22 protein-coding genes and 2 tRNA genes are annotated in these 21,948 nt (G+C 53.8%); 11 read left to right on the top strand and 13 right to left on the bottom strand.

The window, feature by feature from the left end; genetic code table 11:
- Positions 1–341: 341 nt before the first annotated feature.
- Positions 342–1,106, top strand: coding sequence for a MipA/OmpV family protein (locus M2406_RS07880; RefSeq protein WP_012145455.1), 765 nt, complete (start codon positions 342–344; stop codon positions 1,104–1,106).
- A gap of 104 nt (positions 1,107–1,210) precedes the next feature.
- Here the strand turns inward: M2406_RS07880 and M2406_RS07875 are convergent, their stop codons facing one another.
- Both M2406_RS07875 and gapA read right to left on the bottom strand, forming a co-directional pair.
- A complete protein-coding gene (locus tag M2406_RS07875; protein ID WP_012145454.1) occupies positions 1,211–2,086 on the bottom strand; it encodes a D-hexose-6-phosphate mutarotase in 876 nt (291 codons plus the stop codon).
- Positions 2,087–2,166: 80 nt separating this feature from the next.
- On the bottom strand, positions 2,167–3,162 hold the full coding sequence (gene gapA / locus M2406_RS07870; RefSeq protein WP_012145453.1) for a glyceraldehyde-3-phosphate dehydrogenase: 996 nt from the start codon (positions 3,160–3,162) through the stop codon (positions 2,167–2,169).
- 348 nt (positions 3,163–3,510) lie between these two features.
- Between gapA and msrB the strand changes: the two genes are divergently transcribed.
- Together msrB and M2406_RS07860 are read left to right on the top strand one after the other, a co-directional pair.
- The gene (gene msrB / locus M2406_RS07865; protein WP_012145452.1) at positions 3,511–3,924 is read left to right on the top strand and encodes a peptide-methionine (R)-S-oxide reductase MsrB; all 414 of its coding nucleotides are present in this window, start codon (positions 3,511–3,513) and stop codon (positions 3,922–3,924) included.
- Positions 3,925–3,988: 64 nt separating this feature from the next.
- Positions 3,989–4,261 carry a YeaC family protein gene (locus tag M2406_RS07860; protein WP_012145451.1) on the top strand — a complete coding sequence of 91 codons (273 nt, stop codon included), beginning with the start codon at positions 3,989–3,991 and terminating at the stop codon, positions 4,259–4,261.
- Positions 4,262–4,298: 37 nt separating this feature from the next.
- On the opposite strand, the gene M2406_RS07855 is transcribed toward M2406_RS07860, so the two are convergent.
- The 4 genes from M2406_RS07855 to sppA form a co-directional block, all read right to left on the bottom strand.
- Positions 4,299–5,579, bottom strand: coding sequence for a glycoside hydrolase family 18 protein (locus M2406_RS07855; protein ID WP_259189545.1), 1,281 nt, complete (start codon positions 5,577–5,579; stop codon positions 4,299–4,301).
- A gap of 229 nt (positions 5,580–5,808) precedes the next feature.
- Positions 5,809–6,441: a bifunctional nicotinamidase/pyrazinamidase gene (gene pncA / locus M2406_RS07850; RefSeq protein WP_259189544.1), complete on the bottom strand. Its 633-nt coding sequence runs from the start codon at positions 6,439–6,441 to the stop codon at positions 5,809–5,811.
- Between the two features lie 21 nt (positions 6,442–6,462).
- On the bottom strand, positions 6,463–7,479 hold the full coding sequence (gene ansA / locus M2406_RS07845) for an asparaginase (RefSeq protein WP_012145448.1): 1,017 nt from the start codon (positions 7,477–7,479) through the stop codon (positions 6,463–6,465).
- A 93-nt stretch (positions 7,480–7,572) separates the two neighbouring features.
- Complete coding sequence (gene sppA, locus M2406_RS07840; protein WP_259189543.1) at positions 7,573–9,429, bottom strand: signal peptide peptidase SppA; 1,857 nt, start codon at positions 9,427–9,429, stop codon at positions 7,573–7,575.
- A 160-nt stretch (positions 9,430–9,589) separates the two neighbouring features.
- Between sppA and M2406_RS07835 the strand changes: the two genes are divergently transcribed.
- From M2406_RS07835 to M2406_RS07815, 5 genes are all read left to right on the top strand, one after another.
- Positions 9,590–10,141: an NAD(P)H nitroreductase gene (locus M2406_RS07835; RefSeq protein WP_012145446.1), complete on the top strand. Its 552-nt coding sequence runs from the start codon at positions 9,590–9,592 to the stop codon at positions 10,139–10,141.
- 157 nt (positions 10,142–10,298) lie between these two features.
- Positions 10,299–11,342 (top strand): selenide, water dikinase SelD, encoded by a 1,044-nt coding sequence (selD, locus tag M2406_RS07830; protein ID WP_259189542.1) that lies wholly within the window; start codon positions 10,299–10,301, stop codon positions 11,340–11,342.
- Complete coding sequence (gene mnmH, locus M2406_RS07825; RefSeq protein ID WP_259189541.1) at positions 11,342–12,460, top strand: tRNA 2-selenouridine(34) synthase MnmH; 1,119 nt, start codon at positions 11,342–11,344, stop codon at positions 12,458–12,460. The genes selD and mnmH overlap by 1 nt, the downstream gene beginning before the upstream one ends.
- Complete coding sequence (locus M2406_RS07820) at positions 12,460–14,385, top strand: DNA topoisomerase III (protein ID WP_012145443.1); 1,926 nt, start codon at positions 12,460–12,462, stop codon at positions 14,383–14,385. The genes mnmH and M2406_RS07820 overlap by 1 nt, the downstream gene beginning before the upstream one ends.
- Positions 14,382–14,675 (top strand): DUF1496 domain-containing protein, encoded by a 294-nt coding sequence (locus M2406_RS07815; protein ID WP_115184529.1) that lies wholly within the window; start codon positions 14,382–14,384, stop codon positions 14,673–14,675. The genes M2406_RS07820 and M2406_RS07815 overlap by 4 nt, the downstream gene beginning before the upstream one ends.
- A 9-nt stretch (positions 14,676–14,684) precedes the next feature.
- Here the strand turns inward: M2406_RS07815 and M2406_RS07810 are convergent, their stop codons facing one another.
- From M2406_RS07810 to M2406_RS07780, 7 genes are all read right to left on the bottom strand, one after another.
- On the bottom strand, positions 14,685–15,086 hold the full coding sequence (locus M2406_RS07810; protein WP_012145441.1) for a pyrimidine (deoxy)nucleoside triphosphate diphosphatase: 402 nt from the start codon (positions 15,084–15,086) through the stop codon (positions 14,685–14,687).
- A 45-nt stretch (positions 15,087–15,131) separates the two neighbouring features.
- Positions 15,132–15,938 (bottom strand): exodeoxyribonuclease III, encoded by an 807-nt coding sequence (gene xthA, locus M2406_RS07805; protein ID WP_115184531.1) that lies wholly within the window; start codon positions 15,936–15,938, stop codon positions 15,132–15,134.
- 103 nt (positions 15,939–16,041) lie between these two features.
- Positions 16,042–16,614 carry a TIGR00730 family Rossman fold protein gene (locus tag M2406_RS07800; protein ID WP_012145439.1) on the bottom strand — a complete coding sequence of 191 codons (573 nt, stop codon included), beginning with the start codon at positions 16,612–16,614 and terminating at the stop codon, positions 16,042–16,044.
- Between the two features lie 164 nt (positions 16,615–16,778).
- Positions 16,779–16,863 (bottom strand) — tRNA-Tyr (locus tag M2406_RS07795).
- Between the two features lie 96 nt (positions 16,864–16,959).
- Positions 16,960–17,044, bottom strand: a tRNA-Tyr gene (locus M2406_RS07790).
- 158 nt (positions 17,045–17,202) lie between these two features.
- Positions 17,203–18,051 carry a formyltetrahydrofolate deformylase gene (gene purU / locus M2406_RS07785; protein WP_012145438.1) on the bottom strand — a complete coding sequence of 283 codons (849 nt, stop codon included), beginning with the start codon at positions 18,049–18,051 and terminating at the stop codon, positions 17,203–17,205.
- Positions 18,052–18,177: 126 nt separating this feature from the next.
- Positions 18,178–18,642 (bottom strand): YchJ family protein, encoded by a 465-nt coding sequence (locus tag M2406_RS07780; protein ID WP_026142401.1) that lies wholly within the window; start codon positions 18,640–18,642, stop codon positions 18,178–18,180.
- A gap of 142 nt (positions 18,643–18,784) precedes the next feature.
- On the opposite strand from M2406_RS07780, the gene rssA reads away from it, so the two are divergent.
- From rssA to galU, 3 genes are all read left to right on the top strand, one after another.
- Positions 18,785–19,690, top strand: a complete 906-nt coding sequence (rssA, locus tag M2406_RS07775) for a patatin-like phospholipase RssA (RefSeq protein WP_012145436.1) — start codon at positions 18,785–18,787, stop codon at positions 19,688–19,690.
- A gap of 105 nt (positions 19,691–19,795) precedes the next feature.
- Complete coding sequence (gene rssB, locus M2406_RS07770) at positions 19,796–20,809, top strand: two-component system response regulator RssB (protein ID WP_012145435.1); 1,014 nt, start codon at positions 19,796–19,798, stop codon at positions 20,807–20,809.
- Between the two features lie 199 nt (positions 20,810–21,008).
- Positions 21,009–21,926: a UTP--glucose-1-phosphate uridylyltransferase GalU gene (gene galU / locus M2406_RS07765; RefSeq protein ID WP_012145434.1), complete on the top strand. Its 918-nt coding sequence runs from the start codon at positions 21,009–21,011 to the stop codon at positions 21,924–21,926.
- Positions 21,927–21,948 lie beyond the last annotated feature (22 nt).

The following is a 21,948-nucleotide window of genomic DNA, read 5'->3' as shown; positions in this document are numbered from 1 at the left end:
ACAGCAACTCGTATGCCAACTTGGTGCGCTTATTATCGCGAGTTGCGCTGTATTGCCACTGGCTCAGGATTTATTCACCTTCTGATTTAAGCTTAGTTTGCATACCAGAAAATTTCCTGCGTGATAAAAAGCTTTTTTTAAGTCATATCAATGACTCAGTTATTACAGGGATAGCCAAATGCCTTGTCTGGCGCGGCCTGCGGCAAAAAACGTCATGGTTCTGCCATGATTAATTCATATTTAGGTTCTAAGTTATTCGATCTCGGTCGTTTTCTATTGTAAAGATTCAGCGCCTAACTAAATTCTCACATAAACTAAGCACGCTATTAACTCTGTTATTTATGGAAAAAGAACCAGTGAAGATTTTTAAACTCAAAACGCTAGCAATTATCGCTTCCGCAATGGTTTGTGCGCAAAGTGCTCAGGCAGGAACTTGGTCACTCGGCGCTTCCGCGCTGGTTAGCCCGGATCCGTATCGTGGCTATCAGGACCGCGTGTATCCGGTGCCCGTCATTAACTATGAAGGTGACGATTTCTACTTCCGTACGCTGACCGCCGGTTATTACCTGTGGAAAGATCAGCAAAACCAACTGAGTCTGATGGGCTACTTTTCACCGCTGGGCTATCGCCCGGGTGACAGCGACGATGACCGCATGAAGCAGTTGAACAAGCGTCGCGGTACGCTGATGGCTGGTCTGGCCTATTCGCATTTTGCTGAGTGGGGGATTCTGCGCACCACCTTTACCGGTGATACGTTAGACTACAGCAACGGTATGGTGGGCGATTTAGCCTATCTGTACAAATTTGATCTGGGCGACTTCACCCTGGTACCCGGTGTGGGTGTGTCGTGGAGCAGCAAAAACCAGAACAAATACTACTACGGTATCAGCGAAAATGAATCTCGCCGCAGCGGTCTGGACAGTTACACGCCAAGTGATAGCTGGGCGCCGTACGTTGAGCTGAGTGCCAACTATAAGATCAACAAAGACTGGGATGCCTTCTTTGTTGGGCGTTATGTCCAACTGTCCGATGAAGTTAAAGACAGCCCAATGGTGGATAAATCTTACACCGGACTGTTGATGACGGGTGTGAAATACAGCTTCTAATCGAAGCCTGCACTAATGTTGTGCAATGCATGCATTATAAAGGGGCGCTAGCGCCCCTTTCGCACATCTGTAGCGCAGCAAGTCTTTGCTGCACTTAAAAGGGATCAGCCGTTGTTACGAACACGGAAGGTCACTGCCAGCCGGGCCGGTTGTTCACCGGCAGCCACCAGGGGTTTACTGACGCGACCGGTTTCTACGCAAACCATGGTTTTATAACCGTCATTTGGCATATCCGCCATGCTGCAAGAAAGCTCCACGCCGGGGTTCCAGGCAATCACGTCACTCATGTGATGGTGATGAACCTCAATGGTGCGTTGTTGCGCCGCATCCTTGATCAGGCTGAAGGCGTCCGGCTGGGTATAAACCCGGTCGGTCTGGCCGACAAAGGTCACGTCACCCACCTGGCGAGCTTCTGCGCCGCCGGCAACCTTATCGATATAGGGTTCGCCGAGCCCGGCAACTTTAACCTGCCCGATATCACCGATCTGGAAGTAGGTGTGCAACGCCGCGGTCGCCTGATAGTCGCCGTGGGATTCCAGCTCAATTTCGCATTCCTCACCCAGTTTGAAGCGGGCAATCAGCGTAAAGGCATGTGGCCACAGGCTGCGGGTCTGCTCATTGTCTTTCAGCGTGAAGGTCAGAATAACGCCGTTGTCGTCTTCATCATGCGCGGTCAGAGTCCACGGCTGATTGCGTGCGAAACCGTGTGAAGGTTTTGCTACCGGGCCAAACCAGGGCCAGCAGATAGGCACGCCGCCACGGATGGCGTTGCCCTTTTTAAAGGGGGTGTTGTTGCTCAGCCAAATAACCGGTTTTTCACCGCTGGGTTGCCAGGCCAACAGATGCGCGCCCTGAAGTGAGATAGCGGCACGCACTTTCGGATGGGAAACCACTACGACAGGCAGTTCATCGAGCTGGCGCTGACTGATAAAAGGGGAAATTTGTTCGGTAACGGGTAGGGTGAAAATCTTTTCGTTCATCGGGTTGCCTTTTGTTCGCCGTAGAAACAAAAAAAGGGTGACAAAAATGTCACCCTCATCATCAGCTTAACATCAATCCATTATTTGGAGATGTGAGCGATCAGATCCAGAACCTTGTTGGAATAGCCGGTTTCGTTGTCGTACCAGGAAACCAGTTTCACGAAGGTGTCGCTCAGAGCGATACCGGCTTTGGCATCGAATACGGAAGTCAGAGTTTCGCCGTTGAAATCGGTAGAAACTACTTCGTCTTCGGTGTAACCCAGTACGCCTTTCAGCTCGCCTTCAGAAGCGGCTTTGATAGCAGCACAGATTTCTTTGTAAGAAGCTGGTTTTGCCAGACGAGCAGTCAGGTCAACCACAGACACGTTCGGAGTTGGAACGCGGAACGCCATACCGGTCAGTTTGCCGTTCAGTTCTGGGATAACTTTACCTACTGCTTTAGCAGCACCGGTAGAAGAAGGGATGATGTTCTGGGATGCGCCGCGGCCGCCGCGCCAGTCTTTGTGAGACGGGCCATCAACAGTTTTCTGAGTTGCGGTAGTTGCATGCACAGTGGTCATCAGAGCTTCAACGATACCGAACTTGTCGTTGATAACTTTAGCCAGTGGTGCCAGGCAGTTGGTGGTGCAAGAAGCGTTAGAAACGATTTCCTGGCCAGCGTAGGATTTGTGGTTAACACCCATAACGAACATTGGGGTGTCGTCTTTGGATGGGCCAGTCAGAACAACTTTCTTAGCGCCTGCAGCGATGTGTTTACGTGCAGTTTCGTCAGTCAGGAACAGGCCAGTTGCTTCAGCAACGACGTCAACGTTGACTTCGTTCCACTTCAGGTTAGCCGGATCTCTTTCTGAGGTACAACGGATGGTTTTACCGTTAACAACCAGGTGGCCGTCTTTAACTTCTACAGTGCCGTTGAAGCGGCCGTGAGTAGAGTCATATTTCAGCATGTAAGCCATGTACTCTGCGTCTAACAGGTCGTTGATTGCAACGATTTCGATGTCAGAACGTTCTTGAGCAGCACGAAAAACAATGCGACCGATACGGCCAAAACCGTTGATACCTACTTTGATAGTCATATATTCCACCAGCTATTTGTTAGTGAATAAAAGGTTGCCTGTAAAATTACAAAAACCTTACCAAGCGTCAAGCGGAATCGTGTCAATTCTTGCTGCAAATCAAACCTGGAAGCCGGGTTTGAGTGCTTATTGCACATTCCGTTTGCGTTCGGCCTCATCCGTTATATGGGGTCAAACCGCTAAGTATAAAGTCAGCCTGTTTAAGATATGTGATCGGTATCACATATTGTCATGACGTGACCTTTATGGGCTACAGTTTAGGCCAAAAAGCGCTGCAGTGTTGTTAATTTTTTGTTATTATTACTCATTGTTTTCGTTGACATTATCCACATTCAGAGAAACGCACAAATGGCTAAAGAGACAACCCCTGACCATCCGGCCACGGAACTGAATGAAATCCAACGTTATGTGACTCAGGAACGTGGTACCGAGGCGCCGTATTCCGGCAAATTGCTGCACAACAAGCGCGAGGGCGTGTACCATTGCCTGTGCTGCAACCAACCGCTGTTCTACTCCGACAGCAAGTATGATTCCGGCTGTGGCTGGCCGAGCTTCTATCAGCCGGTTTCCGACGATGCTATTCGTTATCTTGATGATAATACGCATAATATGCATCGCGTTGAGATCCGCTGTGGGCATTGCGACGCACACCTGGGGCATGTCTTCCCCGATGGTCCGCAGCCAACCGGTGAGCGTTTTTGCGTTAACTCGGCGTCGCTGAGCTTTACCGACGGTGAGAACGGCGACAAAACCGCCGGCTGATGGATTATTCAGTGAGAAAAATCGATTCAGCTAATTATTCTTCCAAGAGTGAGGAAATGCTCTGATGGACGTAAAAGATCTGATTGCCGCCATGACGCCGGAAATCTATCAGCGACTGGTACTGGCCGTTGAGTTGGGCAAGTGGCCGGATGGCGTAGCGCTAACGCCGGAACAGAAAGAAAACAGTCTGCAGGCGGTGATGCTGTGGCAGTCATTGCACAACGCTGACCCGCAGCATATGAGTATCGGCACTGACGGGCAGATCGTGATGAAGAGTAAGCAGGAGCTGAAACAGCAGTTCATTGCTGAACCGCTGGTCAAGTTGAAGCCACAGTAAGTCTGACAGCTGGGCGATGCGAACATCGCCCGCTGAATTACTGTTTCCCGCCGTTAATCCCCAGAGATTCCGCCAGTTGATGTGCTAACCGATTATTGTCGTCTGCGCCATATTCCCAGAACATCGCACCGCCCAACCCCTTGCTTTTGATGTAGTCAGCCTTGAGTGCAACCGAACGTGGGTTCTCGTAGGAAATAGCGAACAGCGGCTTACCCTCGGCGGATTTCATCGTCAGATAAGGCACCTGGGCGTCACTGTCCCAATGGGCGGTGAAGCGCCGTTGTGGATCGTTTAGCAGCTTGCTGACGATATCGTTGTATTTGAAATAGCTGTCCTTGGTCAGATCCAGCCCCATAGCCTTGAACACGGCAGTTTCGCGTGCGGTGAAGTAGGGTTGGGTGACCGGGTTTTTAGCCGCGTCCGCTTTGTCCCAATCGATGCCTGGCTCGGTAGCCCGCTTTGGCACCCGGCCATAGAAACCAATGCCCAGGTTCAACTGAGCAGGTTTTAACCCGGCGGCCAGATAGTTATCCACCACAAAATTGGCGCTGTAACGATCGGCAGCGGCGACGGTTGGCCATTGTTTGGAGTCATACAGATTGGAGTTGAAGTATTGGGTGCCGTACGCCATATCGTAAGTCATCAGGTTGATGTAATCGAGGTAGGGCGCAATGCCTTTAACATCGACCCATTCCTGCGGGCTTTTCACGTTGGCCCCGACGGCGATGGTCAGCAACTTGCCTTTGTCCAACGCTTTATGCAGCTCGGCCAGCAACAGCGTGAAGTTGGCACGATCCGTCGGTTGGCTTTCGACCAGCCCCCAGGCACCGTTAACCGGGTATTCCCAGTCGAGATCGATGCCGTCCAGATGATATTGCTTGATGACCTGCTGCACCGAGCGGATAAACACCGCCCGGCTTTCCGCTGTGGCGGCTGCGCCTGAGAACCCGCGTGCGCCCCAGCCACCGACGGACAGCAAGACTTTCAGCTCCGGGTTCTGTTTACGCAGTACCGGCAACAGTTGCAAATCCGCCATCACCTTGGGTGACAAATAAATTTGGTGCAGGCGGGATGGATCTTTTAACGCCGGGTTGGTTTCCTGTTTCTCGTCGTTGTAGATCAGACCGAAAGAGTAATTGAGGTGGGTAATTTGTGTGACATCGAGCTTGTTGATATCGCCACCAGGACCGGCGGTAACATCACCGCCACCGTTGAAATAACCGACGGAAAGGTAAGAAGCGGCATGAGCCATGCCGGCACCAGCCATACCAAGCTGCACCGCTACCAGCAAAGGCAGCAGTTTACGGGTTAATACCATGTCATCTCCTTTGGTCGGCAAGGCCGACCGAAACCGCCTGAGGCGGTAACATAAAGCCGGGCTCAATGGGCCCCGGATGCGTATAACTTACTGATGCCAATGCATCAGCGGTCATAACAGCAAAAGTGCCTCACGCGAACAAGATGTAATCACAGGAGAATGGTCGGAATGTGAGCGATGTCGAGATTTGGGCCGGGGAGTGAAAGGGCGCAAAAAGCGGCCAAGGGCATCAGCGGTCGATGAATTGTGACAGGGTAACTAATTGCGCTCCGGCCTGTTGCATTATCCGCAGGGCTTCCTGACTGTCGCCGGGCTGCAAATCAACCCCGCGGCAGCCATCGGTAATCACCGTAGTTCTGTAGCCCAACTCCAGTGCATCCAGCACGCTGAATTTTACGCAGTAGTCGGTTGCTAACCCCATAATCGCCAGATGGCTAACGTTCTGAGTTTTTAGCCAACTGTCCAACTCGGTGTGCGAGCGGTGACCGTTGTCGAAGAAGGCGCTGTAGCTGTCGATATCCGTATTTTGGCCTTTACGGAACACCGCGATAATCTCCCGTTGGTGTAATTGCGGATGAAACTCAGCGCCCTGGCTTTCCTGTACGCAATGCACCGGCCACCAGACCTGTGGCAACCCCTCCAGCTCACCCAGAGTGCCCACGGGGGCGTTGGCATTTACCGCAAAGCTGCGGTGATTGGCGGGATGCCAGTCCTGACAGGCGACCACTGGCTCACCGCGTGCGCTGCAGGCCGCGATGGCCTGATTGGCAACGCTGATGACGGCATCACCGTTGGCCACAGCCAGTGCGCCGCCGGGGCAAAAGTCGTTTTGCAAATCGATAAGCAACAGGGCTGTTTTCATTGCGCCTCCGTGGTGTATGGGTTAACCGCTAATGCTTAGCTCGCCACGCAGATCCAGTTGCATCTGGCTGCGAATTTGTTCCGGCGTCAGCGGTTGGCTCAACAGGTAATGCAACTTGGTCAATGCGGCCTCGACCGTCATATCAAATCCACTGATGACACCGGCATGGGCCAGTGCATTACCGGTGGCGTAGCCTTCCATATTGACCCTCCCGGAGATGCACTGGGTCAGGTTGACCACCACAATGCCGCGTTCGGAAGCGTCGCGCAATTCATCCACCAACTCTGCTTTTTGCGGCGCGTTACCTACCCCGTAAGAGCGCAGGATTAAGGCTTTCACCGGCTGTAGCAGGAAGTTGCGTACTACCGCGCCGGAAATGCCTGGGTAAATGGTCACCACACCGATCGGTTGCGGCGTAATGTCATGCACCTTGAGTTCGCCATTGCAGACCGGGCTGTCGATGCCGTTCTGGCGGCGAATGTGAATACCAGCCTCCAGCAGCGGCGGCAGGTTGGGTGAAGCAAAGGCGTCGAAACCGTCAGCATGCGCCTTGGTGGTCCGGTTGCCGCGGAACAGCTTGTTATTGAAGAACAGGCTGACTTCATTCACCGGATGGTTGGCTGCCAGATACAGCGCGTTCAACAGGTTGGTCTGGCCATCGGAACGCAGTTCCGCCAGTGGGATCTGAGAACCGGTGACAATCACCGGCTTGGCCAGGTTTTCCAGCATGAATGACAGCGCCGAGGCGGTGAACGCCATGGTGTCGGTACCGTGCAGGATCACGAAGCCATCATAGCGGTCATAATTCAGTTTGATATCGTCGGCGATATGCTGCCAGTCTTCCGGCGTCATGTCGGAGGAGTCGATCAGCGGTGCATATTCATGAATGGTGAAGTCCGGCATTTCCGGCCGGTGGAATTCCGGCATCAGGGCCAGTTGCCGCTGCAGGTGACCGGAGACAGGAATATAGCCGTGCTCAGAACGCTGCATGCCGATGGTCCCGCCAGTGTAGGCGACGTAAATCGATTTCTTTTGCATAGTGATTGTTTTAACAGAAATAAGATGGGCTGAATTATAGGGGGATAAGCGCAGAAAAAAAGCCCGGCGGGTGCCGGGCTGAGGATTAATTTGTTAGCGGACTTCTCCGCAGGTCAAACAGATGGCATAACGGTTTTGCGGATCGTTCAGGTTATTGAACAAACCCGGTTGCTCTTTGACCGCCATGGCCACTGATGCCAAGGGCGCAGGCAGCATCGACTGGATGGCTGCCGGCAGCATGGCGTGAATGGAAACGCCAAACTGACTGAGCACCATATCGGTCAGGCTTGGCGTATCGACAAACCAGTTAAGCTGCCACTGTTTCAATTGCGCCAGTTCGGCGGCTTTCTTCACCGCGTCGTCGAAGTCACCCAACTGATCGACCAGACCATTGGTCTTGGCATCGCTGCCCAGCCACACGTGACCCTGAGCAATCTGATCAACCTGCTGCGGTGTCATTTTGCGTGACTTGGCGACCAGGTCGATAAAGTTTTGATAACCTTTCTCGATGTTCAACTGCATCATCTGCGAGAACTCCGGCGGCAGCGCCTTGGTGACCGCCAGATCCGCCAGCGGCGAGGTTGCCACGCCGTCGGTATGCACGCCGATGCTGTCCAGCGTCTGCTCGTAGGTGTTAATCACTCCGAAGATGCCAATGGAACCGGTGAGGGTGCTCGGGCTGGCGATGATGTAGTCCGCCGGCGTAGAGACCCAATAGCCGCCCGAGGCCGCCATGCCACCCATGGAAACCACCACAGGTTTGCCGGCGGCACGTACCGCAGCCAACTCGGAGCGGATCACTTCCGAGGCGCTGACGCTGCCCCCTGGGCTGTTGACCCGGAAAATCACCGCCTTGATGGCCGGATCCAGTCGCGCCTGACGCAGTTCTGCGGCGGTAGTATCGCCGCCAACGGTGCCTTGTGTTTGCGGACCGTCCATGATCGCGCCGTTAGCGAAGATCACGGCGATTTTACCGCCTTGATCCGGCGTTGGCTTCGGCTGGTAGTCGTAGATGCTGGTCGCGTTGAAATCATTGGCCTGCTTGTCCCAACCGAAAGTCTTGATCAGTTGGTTTTCGATGACGGTGCGCGACGCCAGTTCATCGACCAGTTTGTTATCCAGCGCATACTTGGCCGTATCCCCCCCGGCAGCCTGCATACCGCTCAGCACGCCTGCGGCCCCTGGGAACAGCTGTTGCGCCGTGATCTGGCGGTTAGCCGCCACGGTATCCAGATAGTTTTGCCACAATCCACCAATCCAGCGGCTGTCTGCCTCACGGGCGGCCGGTGACATATCGTCACGGATCAAGGGTTCCACGGCGGATTTATAGGTACCGACGCGGAAGATGTTGGTGGTGACCTTGAGTTTTTCCAACAACGACTTGTAGTAAAGGTTGTTGGTGGCAAAGCCGTGCAGGTCGACCGCACCCTGTGGCGACAGATAAACCTTGTTGGCGTAGCTGGCCAGATAATATTGCGTCTGGTTATAGCTGTCGCCAATGGCAAAGATCGGTTTGCCACTGTCACGGAATTCACGTAGCGCCTTGCCGATGTACTGCAGCGAAGGCTGATCGGCTCCGGCAAAGTCATTCAACTGCAATACCATGCCGGTAATGTTTTTGTCGTCTTTAGCCTTGCGGATGCTGTCAACCACGTCAAACAGGGAGTTTTCCTGCAGGCGGTTGCTGGAAGCGCCCAACAGTTCACGACCCCATTGGCGAACCTTGTTGTTCATCGACGGTTGGTCAACGACCACGCCGCTCAGGTCCACCAGCAACGCACCGCGGGTAGGCACGGCAGGGGTGGTGGCACTCTGGAATGAAAGATAGATACCGACCCCAACCAGGATCAGCAACACCAGGAACAAATTGAGGATCAGTTCCCTGATAAAGTTCAGCAGACGCCATGTCCACCTGAAAACGCCGGCAATGATTTGCCACAATGTGCGCATGTGCTCTCCAGCAAGAGTCGAGAATGTTCCGCTATCCTAATGAGCGGCCAAAGAAATGTCAGCTTTAAATCGTGGGTCACAGAGGCTAATGCCGAGGCTGTCACTCGCCGTTTAGCTATGTTAACGTGATTTGAATGAAAATTGTTATCAGGAGTTTACGATGGATGCACTGGATCTTTTACTGAATCGCCGCTCTGCGTCACGCCTCGCGGCCCCGGCGCCGACGGGTGAGGCACGCCAGAATATCATCAACGCGGGCCTGCGAGCGCCCGATCATGGTGCCTTGCAGCCATGGCGTTTTGTGATGATCGAAAACCAGGGTCTGGAGCGTTTTAGCCAATTGTTACAAGCTGCTGCAAAGCAGGACGAAATGGATGAAGCCGCGCTAGAAAAGGCGACAAAAGCGCCATTCCGCGCCCCGCTGATTATCACCGTGGTGGCCCATTGCACTGAAGAAACCAAGGTGCCGCGCTGGGAACAGGTGGTTTCTGCCGGTTGTGCGGTTCAGGCGATGCAGATGGCCGCACTGGCGCAGGGTTTCAACGGTATCTGGCGCACCGGCGCCTGGACCGAACATTCACTGGTTCGCGAAGCCTTTGGCTGTCGCGAGCAGGACGAAATTGTCGGCTTCCTGTATTTGGGGACTCCACAGTTAAAAGCTTCCACCAAAGTGATCGCCCCGGACAGCACGCCTTTCGTCAGCTATTTCTGATCCCACTGGCGGGATTGCGGCAAAAATGCGCTAAATCCCGCCATTCTGTGTTGTTTATGAGCAGGCCGTTCGGTTATCGGCAGCCCGCTCTTACCAATCCCGTCGGCAAGCGCTACCCTATGATATCTTGAATGCCGTTAACCGAAGGGAGTGGTATATGACATCGCCAGCGATCCGTTTAACCCAGTACAGCCATGGCGCCGGCTGCGGTTGTAAAATCTCACCGAAAGTTCTCGAAACTATTCTGCACAGCGAGCGGGAGAAATTTGTCGATCCGCGCTTGCTGGTGGGTAATGAAACCCGTGACGATGCGGCGGTGTATGACATCGGCAACGGCGTGGGCATTATCAGCACCACCGACTTCTTTATGCCGATCGTCGATAACCCGTTCGATTTCGGTCGCATCGCCGCCACCAACGCCATCAGCGACGTGTATGCCATGGGCGGTAAACCGATCATGGCGATTGCCATTCTGGGCTGGCCGATTGCTACGCTGCCGGCAGAAGTGGCGCAGCAGGTGATCGACGGCGGGCGCTATGCCTGTCAGCAGGCGGGTATCGCCCTGGCGGGAGGCCATTCTATTGATGCGCCAGAGCCTATTTTTGGCCTGGCGGTGACCGGCATCGTCAATACCGAGCGGGTGAAGAAAAACAGCGCGGCGCAGGCCGGAGCCAAATTGTACCTGACCAAGCCGTTGGGCATTGGCGTGCTGACTACCGCCGAGAAGAAAAGCAAGCTGTTGCCAGAGCATGAAGGCCTGGCAACCGAAGTGATGTGTCAATTGAACAAGCCGGGCACGGATTTTGCCGAAGTCGAAGGCGTGACGGCGATGACCGACGTTACCGGCTTTGGTCTGCTGGGGCATCTGAGCGAGGTTTGCCAGGGCTCAGGGCTGCAGGCGACGGTCTGGTTTGATCTGGTACCTAAATTGCCGGACATCGAGCGTTATATTGCCGAAGGCTGCGTGCCTGGCGGCACCGGGCGCAACTTTGAAAGTTACGGCCATCTGGTCGGTGAAATGACCGACCTGCAGCGCCAATTGCTGTGTGATCCGCAGACCTCCGGCGGCTTGCTGCTGGCGGTACTACCTGAAGCGGAGCAGCAGGTGCAGGCGATTGCCGAGCGCCACGGCATTCAACTCCAGGCTATTGGTGAACTGCATGCGGCAGTGCCGGGCAAGCCGTTGATTGAGGTTGCTTAGTGTCAGCTACCAGGGAACGGGAAGACGGCCAGGATTATCGCCGTATTTTTTTGCAGGATATCCCGCTGATTGACGTGCGTGCGCCGGTTGAGTTTCAGCAGGGCGCGTTCGCCAATGCTGTGAATCTGCCGTTAATGAACGACGACGAGCGGCAGGCCGTCGGCACCTGTTACAAACAGCAAGGCCAGCAGGCAGCGATTGCGCTGGGCCACAGCCTGGTTAATGGCAGGCTTCGTGAGCAACGTACGGCAGCCTGGTTGGCGCAATGTGCCCAATGGCCGGAAGGCTATATTTACTGTTTCCGCGGCGGTTTGCGTTCTCAGTTGGTGCAGCAGTGGCTGCGTGAGGCCGGCGTCGTCTATCCGCGCATCACCGGTGGTTACAAGGCCCTGCGCAATTTCTTGCTCACCACGCTGGAGCAGAGCGCTGAACTACCGATGGTGCTGATTGGCGGCAATACCGGCAGCGGTAAAACTCTGTTGGTCAATGAGCTGGCCGACGGCGTTGATCTGGAGGGGGTGGCGCACCACCGCGGTTCATCTTTTGGCCGAACGCTGGTGAGTCAAAGCGGCCAGATTGATTTTGAGAATCGTCTGGCTGTGTTATTGCTGAAAAAACAGCATGGTGGCTGCCGCCGCTGGGTGCTGGAAGACGAAGGGCGCATTATCGGCAGCAACAATCTGCCATTACCCGTCTTCAACCGCATGCAGCAGGCACCGGTGGCGGTGATAGACGATCCTTTTGAGGTGCGTCTGGCACGGCTGCAGCACGAATATATCGACCGGATGCGTATTGAGTTTGAACAGGCCTACGGCGCGCCGCTTGGCTGGCAGAAGTACGATGAATATCTGCATCACGGCCTGTTTGCCATTCGCCGCCGCCTGGGGCTGGAGCGTTTCCAACTGCTGACGCAGCACCTGGAACGGGCACTGCAGTATCAGCAGGCCAGTGGAAATAGTGACGAGCATCAGCAGTGGCTGGTGCCGTTGTTGCAGCACTACTACGATCCGATGTATCACTATCAATTGGAAAAGAAATCCCAGCGGATTGTGTTCCGCGGGAATTATGCTGAAGTAAGAGAATTCCTGATGACGTACAGCCAGAATAACGGTGAATAATGCGACTGTTTATTGCCGAGAAACCGAGTTTGGCGCGCGCCATTGCCGACGTACTTCCCAAGCCGCATCGCCGCGGCGATGGGTTTATCGCCTGCGGTAACAATGATGTGGTGACCTGGTGTGTGGGCCACTTGTTAGAACAGGCGCAGCCGGATGCCTACGACAGCCGTTATGCGCGCTGGTCGTTGGCCGATCTGCCGATCATCCCCGAAAAGTGGCAGTTGCAGCCACGGCCTTCGGTCAGCAAACAGCTTAATGCCATCAAAAAGCTGCTGCACGAGGCCGATGAAGTGGTGCATGCCGGTGACCCGGACAGGGAAGGCCAATTGCTGGTGGATGAGGTGCTGGACTATCTGGCGTTGTCGCCGGAAAAACGCCACAGCGTCCGCCGTTGCCTGATCAACGATCTCAACCCGCAGGCGGTGGAGCGCGCTATCGAACGGTTGCGTGACAATCGCGACTTTATCCCACTTTGTGTCTCCGCCCTGGCGCGTTCCCGCGCCGACTGGCTGTATGGCATCAACATGACCCGCGCCTACACCATTTTGGGGCGTAATGCCGGTTATGATGGCGTGTTGTCGGTGGGCCGGGTGCAAACACCGGTGTTGGGGTTGGTCGTCAGGCGTGACGAAGATATTGAAAATTTTGTCTCGAAGGACTTCTTCGAGGTTAAAGCGCACATCGTGACGCCTAAAGACGAACGTTTTGTCGCCCTGTGGCAACCGAGTGACTCCTGCGAGCCTTATCAGGACGAAGAAGGGCGCTTGCTGCACCGATCGTTGGCAGAACACGTGCTCAAGCGTATCGAGGGCCAGCCGGCGCTGGTCACCTCTTATAATGATAAACGGGAATCAGATACCGCACCCTTGCCGTTTTCACTGTCGACCTTACAGATTGAGGCTTCCAAACGCTTCAACCTGAGCGCGCAGCAGGTACTGGACGTGTGCCAGCGGCTGTATGAAACCCATAAATTGATCACCTATCCGCGTTCCGACTGTCGCTACCTGCCGGAAGAGCATTTTGCCGGGCGGCATTCGGTGTTGAACGCCATCAGCGTTCATCAGCCGGATCTGTATCCGCAGCCGGTGATCGACAGCGATCGCCGTAACCGTTGCTGGGACGACAAGAAGGTTGATGCTCACCACGCCATTATTCCGACCGCCCGTGCCAGTAAGGTTAGCCTCAGCCAGGATGAACTGAACGTTTATGGCTTGGTGGCGCGGCAGTACCTGATGCAGTTCTGCCCGGACGCCATGTTCCGCAAATGCGTGATTGAGCTGGATATTGCCGGCGGCAAGTTTATCGCCAAGGCGCGTTTTCTTGCCGAAGCAGGCTGGCGAACACTGTTGGGCAGTAAAGAGCGTGATGAAGAAAATGAAGGCGCTCCGTTGCCGGTGGTGGCGAAGGATGACCAGCTACTGTGTGAGCGTGGTGAGGTGGTTGAACGTCAGACCCAACCGCCACGTCCTTTTACCGATGCCAGCCTGCTTTCCGCCATGACCGGGATTGCACGTTTCGTTCAGGATAAAGCACTAAAGAAAATCCTGCGAGCGACCGATGGTTTAGGGACAGAGGCCACGCGCGCGGGCATCATTGAGTTGCTGTTCAAGCGGGCGTTTTTGTATAAGAAAGGGCGCTATATTCACTCCAGTGAAACCGGCCGGGCGTTGATCCATTCGCTGCCGGATATTGCTGCCCGTCCTGATATGACCGCCAACTGGGAAGCCACGCTGACGCAAATCAGTGAGAAATCCTGTCGTTATCAGGACTTTATGCAACCTCTGGTAGGTACTCTGCAGGAGCTGATTTATCAGGCCAAGCAGAGCCGGGCGAGTATGGCGTTTCGCGGGTTGCCGCCGTCGCCTTCCGGCGGGGCGAAAAAACGCAAGAAAAGCGCCGGTAAGGCGCGGGAGAAGAGCGAATGAATCACGGCTTACTGTTGCTGGCCGGTAGCGCGCTGTTGTTTTGCACCGAGGCGATGGCCAATCGCGGCGATGTCGATGTGGTGGTGCCAGTGTCGCCGGAGATCTGGGGGGCAGCAAAAAGCGCTGCGGCTCAACCCGCGGCACAACCTTGCAGTCGTTGCTGCATCTATCAGGATCAAAACTATTCTGAAGGGGCGGTTCTCAAGGTGGAAGGGGAAGCGTTGCAGTGCGTACGCGACCCCAACGTGGTAGGGACTAATCCGTTAATCTGGGTGCGTCTGAAGAAGTGACGCTGTAACTCAGGCTTCCGCCTGCAATGCGCTAATATAGGCGGTTAATAGCGGTACGTCCGCCGGGGCCAGGGGATAGTCAAACGCCTGCTCCGGTGCCAACCAGACAAAATCCGAATGGCAGCGGTTTTGTAATTCACCGCTAAAGGTATCAACCTGCCAGGCATGTAGCCGGATCATTCGCTCACTCTGTTGCCACTGGTTGCTGGCGACATAGCGGCCAACACTGGCCACAATTCCCAACTCTTCGTCCAGTTCACGCGCCAGTGCCTGTGGCTGGCTCTCGCCTGCCTCAACCTTGCCGCCGGGAAACTCCCACAATCCGGCCTGATCGCTGTCAGCATTACGCTGCGCCAAAAGAATTTTGCCATTTCTTTCAATGATGGCGGCGACGACATCGATAATTTTCATAGGTACCACATAGCAAAACCCCGGCAATGGCCGGGGTTGGGTCAATTACAGTGAGAATTCCGCCCAGACAGGCGCGTGATCCGACGGTTTTTCCATCCCGCGGATCTGATAATCGATGCCGGTGGCGGTGCAGCGTGCGGCCAATGGCGTGCTGGCCAGCAGCAGATCGATACGCAGGCCCCGGTTTTCATCGAAACCGCGTGAACGGTAGTCGAACCACGAGAATTGATCGTTACGTTCCGGGTTAGCGTGGCGGTAGGTATCTACCAGGCCCCAGTTCATCAGGCGATCCATCCATTCGCGCTCCTCCGGCAGGAAGGAGCACTTACCGGTACGCAGCCAGCGCTTACGGCTTTCCTCGCCGATGCCGATATCGTAATCGCTTGGGCTGATATTCACGTCACCCATCACCAGTACCGGTGAGTCCACCGACATTTGCTGCTCCAGGTAGTTTTGCAGATCCTGATAGAAGCGTGTCTTGGCGGGGAATTTGATCGGATGGTCACGGCTTTCCCCCTGCGGGAAGTAGCCATTGATCACCGTCAGCGTGCCTTGCGGCGTCGCCAGATCGGCCATGATGATGCGGCGCTGTGCGTCTTCATCATCGGTAGGGAAACCACGGCGTACGGCAAGCGGCTTTTCTTTGGTTAGCAGCGCCACGCCATAGTGACCTTTTTGGCCATGATAGAACACGTGATAGCCATGCTGGCTGACTTCTTCCAGCGGGAACATGTCATCGTGAACTTTCGTTTCCTGCAGGCCGATCACGTCGGGCTGGTGCTGTTCGATGATCGCGGCCAGTTGGTGCGGACGCGCACGCAGTCCATTGATATTAAAAGAGACAAACTTCATGAGCGGTGCCGTTTTTACAAGAAAAATGTGTTGAGATAGTAGCAGAGTTTGACCGGAAATGTAACGCAGGCCAGCGGCATCGGGCCGCCGGCGGCAAGTTGAATTATTTTGCCCAGCGGTCGTAAGTTTTGGGCTGATAGTCGTCAAATTGTTGCAGTAAGGTTTGCGCTGATTCACTGATGTGCATGGTGCCCAGATAGTCATGGCGCATAAAGCCCTGATCGGCCACGTGCTGCAGGAAACTGTTTAGCGGGCGATAGAACCCGTTCACATCCAGCAAACCAACCGGTTTACTGTGATAGCCGATCTGGCCCCAGGTCCAGATTTCAAACAGTTCCTCGAGGGTACCTATGCCGCCGGGCAGAGCAATAAAACCGTCTGCCAGAGCCGCCATGCGCGCCTTACGGGTGTGCATGTCCGGAACCACTTCCAGTTCCGTCAGGCCACGATGTGCGGTTTCTGCTTCTACCAACCGCTCAGGAATAATGCCCACCGCCTCACCTCCGGCGGCAAGCACGGCATCCGCCACAATGCCCATCAACCCTTTTTTGCCGCCGCCATAGATTAGGCGTCGACCCTGAGCGGCGAGCGTTTGACCCAGTTGCCGCGCATTCTCGGCATAAGCAGGATTAACGCCTTCGCTGGCACCACAAAAAACGCAGATATTGTTACGCATGCACTTTCTTCCTTACTGCATTAAAGAAGTCAGTGGTATAGCGAATTGTTGGCCGGAGTTCAAGTTGAGGATGCGCTGAATGGTTAAGGGAATTGATAAATGATGAACTGAGAGAGTGATGGAATGCTGTCAGGTTTGATTTGATTCTGGAGGATATACAAGGATGGTGGTGGGGGAAGGATTCGAACCTTCGAAGTCTGTGACGGCAGATTTACAGTCTGCTCCCTTTGGCCGCTCGGGAACCCCACCATGGTATTCATGGTTTTACAAATTGTAGTTCCGGTTTCATCCGGAAGAAACCTGGCCGGTTTCTTTACTGCGTCTTCACTCTTGACAGAGAGAAGATGGTGGTGGGGGAAGGATTCGAACCTTCGAAGTCTGTGACGGCAGATTTACAGTCTGCTCCCTTTGGCCGCTCGGGAACCCCACCACTGGCCTTGCTTGCGAAACATCTGTCTCGGTAAGCGGGGCGCATCATATCAAATGAAACGGGCGTGTAAAGTATTGAAATGCAGAAAATGAATCGTTTGCCGATTTTTTACTCGTGGCGGTGCATCCCTGAACGAAAGGCACCGCTTTCTTGAGCAATTACAGGATAACCGTCCGGTTACCGTAGACAAATACCCGTTGCGCCAACACATGGTAAAGCGCGCGGCTGAGTGCATTTTTCTCGACGTCTCGTCCGGCACGCATCATATCTTCAGCAGAATAGGTGTGATCGACATGAATCACGTCCTGCATGATGATCGGGCCTTCGTCCAGATTATCGTTAACGTAGTGGGCCGTAGCGCCGATGATTTTCACGCCACGCTCGTAAGCCTGATGATAAGGCCGTGCGCCGATAAAGGCCGGCAGGAACGAATGGTGAATATTGATCACCTGGTTTGGGTAGTGCTGTACAAATGCAGGCGTCAGTACGCGCATATATTTGGCCAACACCACGTAATCAGGCTGATACTGATCGATCTGGGCCATCATTTTCTGATCGTGTTGATCGCGCGTCAGGCCTTCATGGCTGACCAGGTGGAACGGGATATCGAAACGCTCTACCAACGTTTGCAGCGTATCGTGGTTACCGATAACCGCCGCAATCTCCACATCCAGGCCGCCGTAGGCGCTTTTCATCAGCAAGTCACCCAGGCAATGCGCTTCTTTGGTCACCAGCACCACAATACGACGACGGCCGGAGTTATGCAGTTCGCGGACCGAACCCACCGGCAGTGCGCTATCGAGATCCGCCAGCAAAGTAGTGTCGTTAAAAATGCCTTCCAACTCGGTACGCATAAAGAAGCGGCCGGTGCGGTGATCAACGAATTCATTGTTCTGAACAATGTTGAGTTCATGTTTGTAACAAATATTGGTGATCTTGGCGATCAGACCTTTGGCATCCGGACAAATGGTGCGCAAAACTTTTCTTTGTACATTTTGGTGTGGCATGGGAGTGAGGATCCTGTCTGATACTGAACGTCCTGTCTTCGCAGGCGAGAGTTTTTATCATCTATATTTTCAAGCGGCGACCGGATTGGCTGCGACCTGAAATCTATCGGGCTCTGTGACTGCCGGCTAACGCCCGCAGCACTTTTTATATTTTTTACCTGAGCCGCAGGGGCAAATGGCATTTCTGCCCGGCTGGGGTTTGGTTCCGTCAATATAATACCAGCGTTGGTCAAGTTGAAGGAAGCGTGAACGCTCGTGCATCGCCTGGCGTTCACCGGTGTTGCCGTCAACGAATTGGGCAATGAATTCGACAAAACCTTCCCCGGCCTCATGGCCCTGTTTTTCTTCAACCACCGTCAAACCCAGCCATTCGGTATTTTTGAAACTGTCGACGATCGCGTTGCGCCATTCTGTGGCATGGCAGTCGGGATGCCAGGTGGCAATCAGATAATCCACGTTGTGTTTTACGTACGCGCTAAAGCGCGAACGCATTAATAGTCCGGGTGTCGCTGGCGTTTGAGTGCCGTTGACGTAGGGTTCGCAGCATGCGCTATACTCCAGTCCGCTACCGCAGGGGCATAATTCGGGCAAGGTGACTCCTAAAATGGCCGGAACGAAATGAACGGGCCGATGCCGAAAGTAATTTAGCGCATATGTTACCTAACAACATTCGACCCTGACAATCTACGCTGACGGCAGGATCGAAGCAATTCACCGAAAAAGGACCGGAACTATGCGAAAAATTAAGGTTGGATTGGCATTGGGCGCGGGGGCGGCTAAAGGATGGGCACATATTGGCGTGATCAATGCACTAAAGAAGTTGGGTGTTGAAGTCGATATAGTAGCCGGTTGTTCGGTTGGCGCATTGGTGGGGGCGGCTTTTGCCAGCCATCGTCTGCCGGCCATGGAAACCTGGGTGCGTTCATTCAGCTATTGGGATGTGATCCGTTTGATGGATTTGTCTTGGCAGCGCGGTGGGTTGCTGCGCGGTGAGCGGGTGTTTAATGCGGTAGGGCAGTTGTTGAAGATCGATGATATCGCTGAGTGTTCATTGAAGTTTGGTGCCGTGGCGACCAATCTGAGTACCGGACGGGAACTGTGGCTGACCGAAGGTGACATTCATCAGGCGGTGCGAGCCTCATGCAGCATGCCCGGCCTGTTGGCTCCGGTGTGGTTTGACGGCTATTGGCTGGTGGACGGCGCTGTGGTGAATCCGGTACCTATCTCATTGACCCGGGCGTTGGGAGCCGACATCGTTATCGCCGTTGACTTGCAACATGATGCCCATCTGATGCAGCAGGACTTGTTCTCGGTACGCAGTCCGGATATGGACGCGGCAAAAGACCTCCCCGCCCGTAACTGGCGAGGACGATTAAGGGAACGCATCAGCAAAATGACCACCAGAAAGCCTAATTTCACGCCAACGGCGATGGAAATTATGGGGACTTCTATTCAGGTGCTGGAAAATAGATTGAAACGCAACCGCATGGCGGGCGATCCGCCTGATGTGTTGATCCAACCCTATTGCCCGCAGATTTCAACGTTGGATTTCCATCGTGCCGAAGAGGCGATTGAAGCCGGCAGGCTGGCGGTTGAAAAACAGCTGGATAAACTATTGCCCTTGATAAAAAACAGATAATTTACGGTTCTTGACTGTATAACCTGCGATGGGAGCAATTTCCGACAGGCATAAAAGGTCTTTTTGAGCCACTATTACATTATGAAAAGGGAAGAGGCTCGGCTGATGGCATTACCATTGACTCACAAGCGCATTTTGGTCGTTGAGGACGAACTGGTTTTTCGTTCCGTGCTTGTTGGCTATTTGAAATCGTTGGGGGCGGAAACCAGTGAGGCCCCCAATGGTTTGCAGGCGTTGAGTCTGGTGGATGATGTTCATCCCGATTTAATCCTGTGCGATCTGGCGATGCCGGAAATGGATGGGATTGAGTTTGTCGAACATCTGCGGCTGCAAGGAGTGCAAACTCCGGTGTTGGTGATTTCGGCTACCGATAAAATGGCCGATATCGCCAAAATGTTGCGGTTAGGCGTTCAGGACGTATTGTTAAAACCGGTGACCGACCTTAATCGTCTGCGTGAAGCGGTGTTGGGGTGTCTGTATCCCAATATGTTCACTTCGCCGGCCATTGAGGAGGTGGAACTGTTCCAGGACTGGGATGCGCTGAGTAAAAATCCTTCCGAAGCGGTGAAGTTGCTCAAACAGTTACAGCCACCGGTGCAGCAGACCGTGGCTCATTGCCGGATTAATTATCGGCAATTAACCACTAGCGAGAATCCGGGACTGGTGCTGGATATTGCGGCACTGTCGGATAAAGACCTGGCGTTCTATTGTCTGGATGTGACCCGCGCAGGAGATAATGGCGTATTGGCGGCACTGCTGCTGCGCGCATTATTTAATGGATTGTTGCAAGATCATTTAGCTAATCAGCGTCATCGGCTGCCGCAAATGAGCGCATTGTTAAAGCAGGTTAATCAATTATTACGTCAAGGCAAGCTGGAAGGGCAATTTCCGATGCTGGTCGGTTATTATCACACCGAATATAAAAACCTGATCCTGGTCTCCGCCGGCCTGCATGCCAATGTAAATACCGGTGATAATCAAATTCAACTGAGCAACGGTGTGCCACTGGGAACGCTGGGTGCGACGTACATGAATCAAATCAGTCAGCACTGTGCCGCCTGGCAGTGCCAGGTTTGGGGCTCGGGTGGCAGGCTACGCTTGATGCTCAGTGCTGAATAATCCTCCTGGGTCAAAATAGTATTTGAAATTTATATATTTGAGATGCTTATTTTTACCTCAGTCTGTCCATTGGGTAATTGTCCTAAAGTTTTTCTATTTGCGCTGCGGTTAATGCCAGTCAGTCATAAGCTGGTATACTCCGAGGGTTTTTGTATGGCGGATGAAGCTCATAAACTGAGCGCTATTAAGAGAGGAAATAATGCCTGCTGTAAATCGTAAAGTCAGAAAGGCTGTGATCCCGGTTGCAGGCTTGGGAACACGGATGTTACCGGCGACAAAAGCCATTCCTAAAGAAATGCTGCCGCTGGTTGACAAACCCTTGATCCAATACGTTGTCAATGAGTGTATTGCGGCAGGGATTAACGAAATTGTGTTGGTTACCCATTCCTCCAAGAATTCGATCGAAAACCATTTCGATACCAGTTTTGAACTGGAAGCGATGCTGGAAAAACGAGTTAAGCGTCAGTTGCTCGATGAAGTGCAGTCTATCTGTCCCAAGGGCGTTACCGTAATGCAGGTGCGTCAGGGGGTGGCTAAAGGCTTGGGTCACGCGATTATGTGTGCCTATCCACTGGTGGGTGACGAACCGGTGGCGGTGATTTTGCCGGACGTGATCCTCGATGAGTACAGTTCCGATCTGAAAAAAGACAATCTGCACGAAATGCTGCAGCGCTTTGAGCAAACCGGTATCAGCCAGATTATGGTGGAGCCTGTGCCGCATAAAGATGTTGGCAACTATGGCGTGGCCGATTGCAAAGGGTATGAGCTGCAGCCGGGCGAAAGCGCCCCGATGGTTAGCGTGGTAGAGAAACCTTCGCCGGATGAAGCCCCTTCCAACCTGGCCATTGTTGGCCGTTATGTGCTCTCCGCCGATATCTGGCCGCTGCTGTCGAAAACCCCTCCGGGTGCGGGTGGTGAAATCCAGCTGACCGACAGCATTGAAATGCTGATGCAGCAAGAGACGGTAGAGGCGTATCACCTGAAAGGGATCAGCCATGATTGCGGCAACAAGCTGGGTTATATGCAGGCATTTGTCGAGTATGGCATGCGCCATGCCGGGCTGGGCCAAGAGTTCACTCAGTGGTTGAAACAGTTACTGGCCGCTGATAAAAAATAATTTATTCATCTTTCGTCTTAAT

The sequence above is a fragment of the Serratia sp. BIGb0163 genome, from assembly GCF_024809935.1.
Classification (GTDB): domain Bacteria; phylum Pseudomonadota; class Gammaproteobacteria; order Enterobacterales; family Enterobacteriaceae; genus Serratia; species Serratia quinivorans.
Note: the sequence above shows the minus strand (reverse complement) of the source record. Positions and strands in the feature narration are given on the sequence as shown.